Genomic DNA, 5,879 nt, shown 5'->3' with positions numbered 1-5,879 from the left:
GATTTTAGAAAGTGAAAGCGGCAATTTTATACAAGTAAGCTTAAAATTTGATGAAGATGTGGATTTTAGGATCAATCTAAGTTTTTTAATGTAAGGATCATAAATTCTTGAATATAAAAACTGAGATTTATTATTAAGCTATTTCGTACTTGAAATTTATTTGTAATGTTTCCAAAATATTTCTATTAAAAAATAAACTGCCCTCGAATCTTAAACTGAGGAATTTTGAATGAAGATCTTTATCCAGCTTTTGTTCTTGGCCTTATTTTTGAGCGCTTGCATTTCAAGCGAGAGGAAGGAAGGGGCGACTCAAGATAAACTCATCATTTACGCGGCCTTCGAGCATGAGCAAGTGGATGAATATATGAGGGCTTTTAAGGATCTTTATCCGCAGGTGGAAACGGAGCTTATGATCGATTCTCACGGGGTCGTGATGGCCAAGCTCCTTGCAGAAAGGCAAAATCCCAGAGCCGATGTGGTTTTTGGACTCTCGGTGTTTAATGTCTTGCAACTTAAGGAGCTTGAGCTTCTAGCGCCCTTGCAGCTGGGCAATGTTGGCGAATTTAAAGACGGCTTTAGGGATAAGGATGCGCCGCCGTATTATGTGGGACTTTCTGGGGTGGAGAGTGTGATCATCGTCAATGAAAAAGAGCTTCAAAAGCGCGATCTTCCCATCCCTTCAAGCTACAAGGATCTCACAAATCCCGTTTATAAAGGACTCATCACCATGCCCAATCCTACAAGCTCAGGGACGGGATTTTTGAGTGTGGCGGGGTGGATGGAGCTTTATGGCGAGGAGGGGGCCTGGGAATTCATGCGAAATTTAGACAGTAACATCGCCTTTTACACGCATTCGGGCTCAAAACCTGCAAGGATGGCAGCAAGCGGGGAGTATCCCGTTGGCATTTCGCTGGGTTATAGAGGGCACAAAATGCTAAAGGATGGGCAAAGCATCCGAATGATTTTCCCCAGCGAGGGCTATGGCTGGGATTTGGAATCCCTAGCCCTCATCAAAAAAAACGAAATCAAGCAAAGCGCTAAGGATTTTATTGATTTTGCTGCATCCAAAGACGCGATGAGCCTTTATGCGAACAACAACGCTCTAACCGCCATCACAACGGACAAAGAGCCTCCTCTTGGCTATCTCAAAGAGCAAAAGAATTTGAGCGTGGATTTCGAGCGCTTCGCCAAGGAAAGGGATGCGATTTTGAAAAAATGGGATGAGCTTTTCAAAAATAAAACAGAGGCGAAATGATGCCTCTTTTGAGGATAGAAAAACTCCACAAAAGCTTTGGCGGGATAAAAATTTTAGAAGACATCAACCTAAGCCTCAAGGATGGCGAATTTTTATCCCTGCTAGGACCCAGTGGCTGCGGTAAAAGCACTTTGCTGAGGATTATCGTGGGCCTTGAGGGCGCGGATAGGGGGGATATTTTTTTGAAAAAAGAAAAAATAACGAACCTAGAGCCGCAAAAGAGAAAATTTGGCATGGTTTTTCAAAATTACTGCCTCTTTCCGCATCTTAATGCCTATGAAAATTTAGCCTTTCCACTGAGAGAAGCCGGATTTAGCAAGGAAAAAATAGCCTCCATAATCGCGCACAATTTTGACTTGGTGGGTTTAAGCGGCAATGAGTTGAAATTTCCCAGAGAGTTGAGTGGGGGGCAGCAGCAAAGGGTCGCCATCGCTAGGGCACTGAGCCTAAAGCCTAAAATTTTGCTGCTTGATGAGCCCCTTTCTGCCTTGGATGCTAAGGTGAGGAACAAGCTAAGAAGCGACATTAAGGCCCTGCAAAAAGAGCTAAACATCAGCATCATCATGGTCACTCACGATCAAGAAGAGGCCATTTCTATGAGCGATAAAATCGCCCTGATGCACGAGGGCAAAATCGTAGAAACGAGTGAGCCAAGGGAGCTTTACACGCGCCCGAAGCATTATTTCAGTGCGCATTTTATCGGCGAGGTCAATGTGCTGAGACAAAAAAACAAGTGCTATTGTCTGCGCCCTGAAAATTTGCACATCCAAAAGGGCAGAGGCGAAAACAATGCGAGGATTAAGGATATAGAATTTCTTGGGCATTTTCTTAAAATTACCCTCTTTTGTGAGGATAAAAAGCATAGCGATGAGCTGACTGTCAATATCTCCACTAAGGAATTCAACGAGTTGAATTTAAGGCTCAATGATAGGGTGCATTATCATTTTGATGCAAAGGATCTTTTGTGCTACAAGGGCAAGGATCTGCTTGAGTATGCCTATGAAGATTAATTATGGCGCCTCGCTTTTCTTGCTTTGCCTTGGGCTTTTTGCCGTTTTTTTCATCCTGCCTTTGGTGTATTTGTTTCTCATGGCTTTTTTGGATTCTGGGCAGAATTTTGTAGGCTTTGAAAATTTTCGCACCCATATCTTCCAAACGCACATTTTTGACGCGCTAAAAAATACCCTCATCGTATCCTTAAGCTCCACAATGATAGGCGTTAGCGCCGCTTTATTTTGCGCCTATACCCTCCTAAGAACGGGAGTGGGCCTTAAAAATTTCATCCACAATGCCGCCCTGCTTCCGCTCTTCGTCCCCTCCATGATGTATGGCTTGGGCTTGGTTTATCTCTTTGGCAATAAGGGCATACTCACCACCATCCTCCTAGAGCCCTTGAATTTGAGCTTTTCCATCTACGGGGCTGTGGGCATTATCATTGCCCAGAGTATTTGCGTTTTTCCCCAAAGTTTCATTTTGCTTTATTTGGCCTTAAAGTCGAGCGATTTTAGGCTTTATGAGCAGGCGAAAATTATGGGCATCAGTCCCATCAAGCAGTTTTTCCACCTCACCCTGCCCAGCATAAAATTCGCCCTAAGCTCAGCCCTGCTTCTTTCTTTCATCCTTTGCTTTACGGATTTTGGCATCCCTGTGGTCATAGGGGGGAACTATATGGTTTTATCTGTGGAGCTTTATAAACAAATCGTAGGGCAGCAAAATCTCAACCTAGGGGCTAGCATTGGCATCATTTTGCTCCTCCCAAGCCTCCTGTCCTTTTTTCTTTTAAGGCGCATAGAAAAGAACAATCAGCAAGAACTAAGCCCCAAAGCCACGCCCTATAAAATCAACCCCAACGCCCTAAGGGATAGGATTGGCACTGCGGCCTTGTTTGTGATTTTAAGCTTGCAGCTTGCGGTTTTACTGGCGGTGTTTTTAGCCTCTATCATCAAATCATACCCCTACGATTTGAGTCTTACCTTGTCGCATTTTAATATCCAGTCCAATATTGACGGCTTGGGCACTTTAAAAAATTCCCTCTACATTTCCTTTGCCACGGCCCTTTGGGGGACGATTTTCAGCTTCATTTTTGTCTATTGCAACGAAATTCTCATCCGCAGCTCCTTGCTAAAAAATGCGGCGAATTTTTTCATGATCCTACCCACGGCTGTGCCCGGTTTGGTTTTGGGCATAGCTTATGTTTTATTTTTCAATCAATTGGACTTTAAAATCGGCGAAAATTTATACCTGCACAATAGTTTTTACGCGCTTTATGGAAGTTTCGCCCTCATCGTGCTTTGTAATATCATGCATTTTTTCAGTGTCCCTGCCCTTAGCATCAAGGAGGCCTTTATGAAGATCGACAAGGAGCTAGGCGCCATGGGTAAAATTCTAGGCCTTAGTGCCTTTTCCATGCTGAAGAGGGTTTATTTCCCCCTTTGCCTTCCTGCCATTTTGGAAAGTTTTATTTATTATTTTTTAAACGCTATGGTTACCATATCTGCCGTGATTTTCATCTACACAAGCTCCAATAAAGTAGCCGCGATTACCATAGTGCATTTGGATGAAAAGGGCTTCATCGAGGAGGCTGCGGCTTTGAGCATTTTGATTGTCTGCATCAATCTTATAGTAAAATTTACCTTCAATAAGATCAAGAATTTGAGCTATAAAAAATTTCACATTTGTTAAGGATGGACTATGATTAAAGCATTGGTTTTTGACTGGGCTGGCACGACTATCGATTATGGCTGCTTTTCGCCCTTGGGCGCCTTCGTTTTGGCCTTTAAGGAATTCGGTCTTGATTTGAGCCTTGAGGATGCGAGAAAGCCCATGGGTATGCTAAAGCGCGACCATACCATAGCCCTGCTTGAAATGCCCCACATCAGGGAGCAGTTTGTGAAAAAGCATCGCAGAGAGCTGCGAGAGGATGATGTGGATAAAATTTATCAAAGCTTTGAGGATAATATTTTCACGAGTTTGAAAGATTATGTTGATTTGAATCCTTATGTTTTGCAGACTGTTCAGTTTTTGCGCGATAAAAATATAAAAATAGGCTCGACCACAGGTTATACGAAAAAAATGATGGACCTCATCTTGCCCCTTGCCTCGCAAAAAGGCTATGAGGTCGATTGCTGCGTGAGTTCTGATGAGCTAGGATACGGCCGTCCCTACCCCTACATGATGTATGAGTGCGCTAGGAGGCTTAATGTCTATCCCCAAAGCACCATCGTGAAGGTGGGTGATACGCCCGTTGATATGCAGGAGGGTAAAAATGCTGGCTGCATGAGTATAGGGCTTGTGCTTGGAAGCTCCACGCTGGGACTCAGTAGGGAGGAGGTGGAGAGGGGTGAGAATTTAGAAGCGCTCAAAAACAAGGCGAGGGTTACGCTGTATGAGGCTGGGGCGGATGTGGTTATTGATGACTTGAGCTTTTTGCCGGAGGCTTTGGAGGCGCTGGAGAAAAAAATGAGGAGAGAAATATGCTAGATTATGACTTCATTCCTGATAATGATTATCTTCTTTTGACCCCCGGGCCCCTATCCACCAGCAAAAGGGTGAGGGCGGCGACACTTAAGGATCTGTGCACTTGGGATGAGGATTACAACGAGATCGTGCAAGATATTAGGGCGAAGCTTTTAAAGCTTGCGGATTTGAACGAGGACTACACGACGGTTTTGATGCAGGGAAGTGGGACCTTTAGCGTGGAAAGTGTTTTGGTGAGTGCCTTGTCTAAGGGGGGGAAGGCGCTCATATTTGCCAATGGCGAATACGGAAAACGCATGGCTAAAATCGCGCAAATGGCTGGGCTACATCACACTCTCATTCAAGCTCCTGAAAAAAATATCATCTGCGAGCGAGAAATTTTGAAAATTTTACAAGAGGATAAGGACATCACGCATCTTGCTTTTGTACATTGTGAGACGACAACGGGCATTTTAAATCCTTTGGAAAAGGTGTGCAAAATCGCTAAGGATTTTAACAAAACCATCATTTTGGACGCGATGAGTTCTTTTGGGGGGATTGAGGTTGATATTAGAGGTTTGGGGATTGATTTTTTAATATCTTCGGCCAATAAATGCATTCAGGGAATTCCGGGCTTTGGTTTTATCATTGCCAAACGAGAAAGCCTTTTAAAGCTTAAAGATAATTCTAGATCTTTGAGTTTGGATTTGTATGACCAGTGGGAATGTATGGAAAATCATAATGGAAAATGGCGCTTCACTTCTCCAACGCACACGGTGAGAGCCTTCAGGGAAGCTTTGGGGGAGCTTTTTGAGGAGGGTGGCATCAAAATGCGTCATGCCAGATACGCGACCCTGCAAAAAAATTTGGTTGAAAATATGGAGCGCTTAGGATTTGAGTGCTATATCGATAAAAAATTCCATTCCCCCATCATCACGACATTTTTATATTTGGAGCGATTCAATTTTAAATCATTTTATTATTTCTTAAAGCAAAGGGGCTTTGTCATTTACCCCGGCAAATTGAGCGATGCGCAGACCTTTAGAATAGGAAACATAGGAAATTTGACGCTAGAAGACATTAAAAAACTCATATCTTGCATTGAGGAGTATGTGTGGTGTCCACGGCGAGATTCGAACTCACGGCCTCAAAATTAGGAATTTTGCGC

At 43.6% G+C, this 5,879-nt stretch carries 5 protein-coding genes; all 5 read left to right on the top strand.

The annotated features are described in order from the left end of the window. Positions 1–229: 229 nt before the first annotated feature. The 5 genes from Q4A73_RS07075 to phnW are packed head-to-tail and all read left to right on the top strand — an operon-like array spanning position 230 to position 5,868. A complete protein-coding gene (locus Q4A73_RS07075; protein ID WP_303206753.1) occupies positions 230–1,255 on the top strand; it encodes an extracellular solute-binding protein in 1,026 nt (341 codons plus the stop codon). Next, entirely contained in the window at positions 1,255–2,265 is a 1,011-nt protein-coding gene (locus tag Q4A73_RS07070; RefSeq protein WP_303206752.1) for an ATP-binding cassette domain-containing protein, read from the top strand. Before Q4A73_RS07075 ends, Q4A73_RS07070 begins: the two co-directional genes overlap by 1 nt. Next, positions 2,249–3,937: an ABC transporter permease subunit gene (locus Q4A73_RS07065; RefSeq protein WP_303206751.1), complete on the top strand. Its 1,689-nt coding sequence runs from the start codon at positions 2,249–2,251 to the stop codon at positions 3,935–3,937. Before Q4A73_RS07070 ends, Q4A73_RS07065 begins: the two co-directional genes overlap by 17 nt. 9 nt (positions 3,938–3,946) lie before the next feature. Continuing rightward, the gene (gene phnX / locus Q4A73_RS07060; protein ID WP_303206750.1) at positions 3,947–4,735 is read left to right on the top strand and encodes a phosphonoacetaldehyde hydrolase; all 789 of its coding nucleotides are present in this window, start codon (positions 3,947–3,949) and stop codon (positions 4,733–4,735) included. Beyond that, complete coding sequence (phnW, locus tag Q4A73_RS07055; protein ID WP_303206749.1) at positions 4,729–5,868, top strand: 2-aminoethylphosphonate--pyruvate transaminase; 1,140 nt, start codon at positions 4,729–4,731, stop codon at positions 5,866–5,868. Before phnX ends, phnW begins: the two co-directional genes overlap by 7 nt. The last annotated feature ends 11 nt before the right edge of the window (positions 5,869–5,879 follow it).

This window comes from Campylobacter sp. (genome assembly GCF_030528245.1).
In the GTDB taxonomy this organism is placed as follows: Bacteria; Campylobacterota; Campylobacteria; order Campylobacterales; family Campylobacteraceae; genus Campylobacter_D.
Note: the sequence above shows the minus strand (reverse complement) of the source record. Positions and strands in the feature narration are given on the sequence as shown.

Excerpts from the sequence above, each read along its gene's own strand:
- Q4A73_RS07075 (WP_303206753.1), top strand. The coding sequence starts at position 230 with ATGAAGATCTTTATCCAGCTTTTGTTCTTGGCCTTATTTTTGAGCGCT.
- Q4A73_RS07070 (WP_303206752.1), top strand. The coding sequence starts at position 1,255 with ATGCCTCTTTTGAGGATAGAAAAACTCCACAAAAGCTTTGGCGGGATA.
- Q4A73_RS07065 (WP_303206751.1), top strand. The coding sequence starts at position 2,249 with ATGCCTATGAAGATTAATTATGGCGCCTCGCTTTTCTTGCTTTGCCTT.
- phnX (WP_303206750.1), top strand. The coding sequence starts at position 3,947 with ATGATTAAAGCATTGGTTTTTGACTGGGCTGGCACGACTATCGATTAT.
- phnW (WP_303206749.1), top strand. The coding sequence starts at position 4,729 with ATGCTAGATTATGACTTCATTCCTGATAATGATTATCTTCTTTTGACC.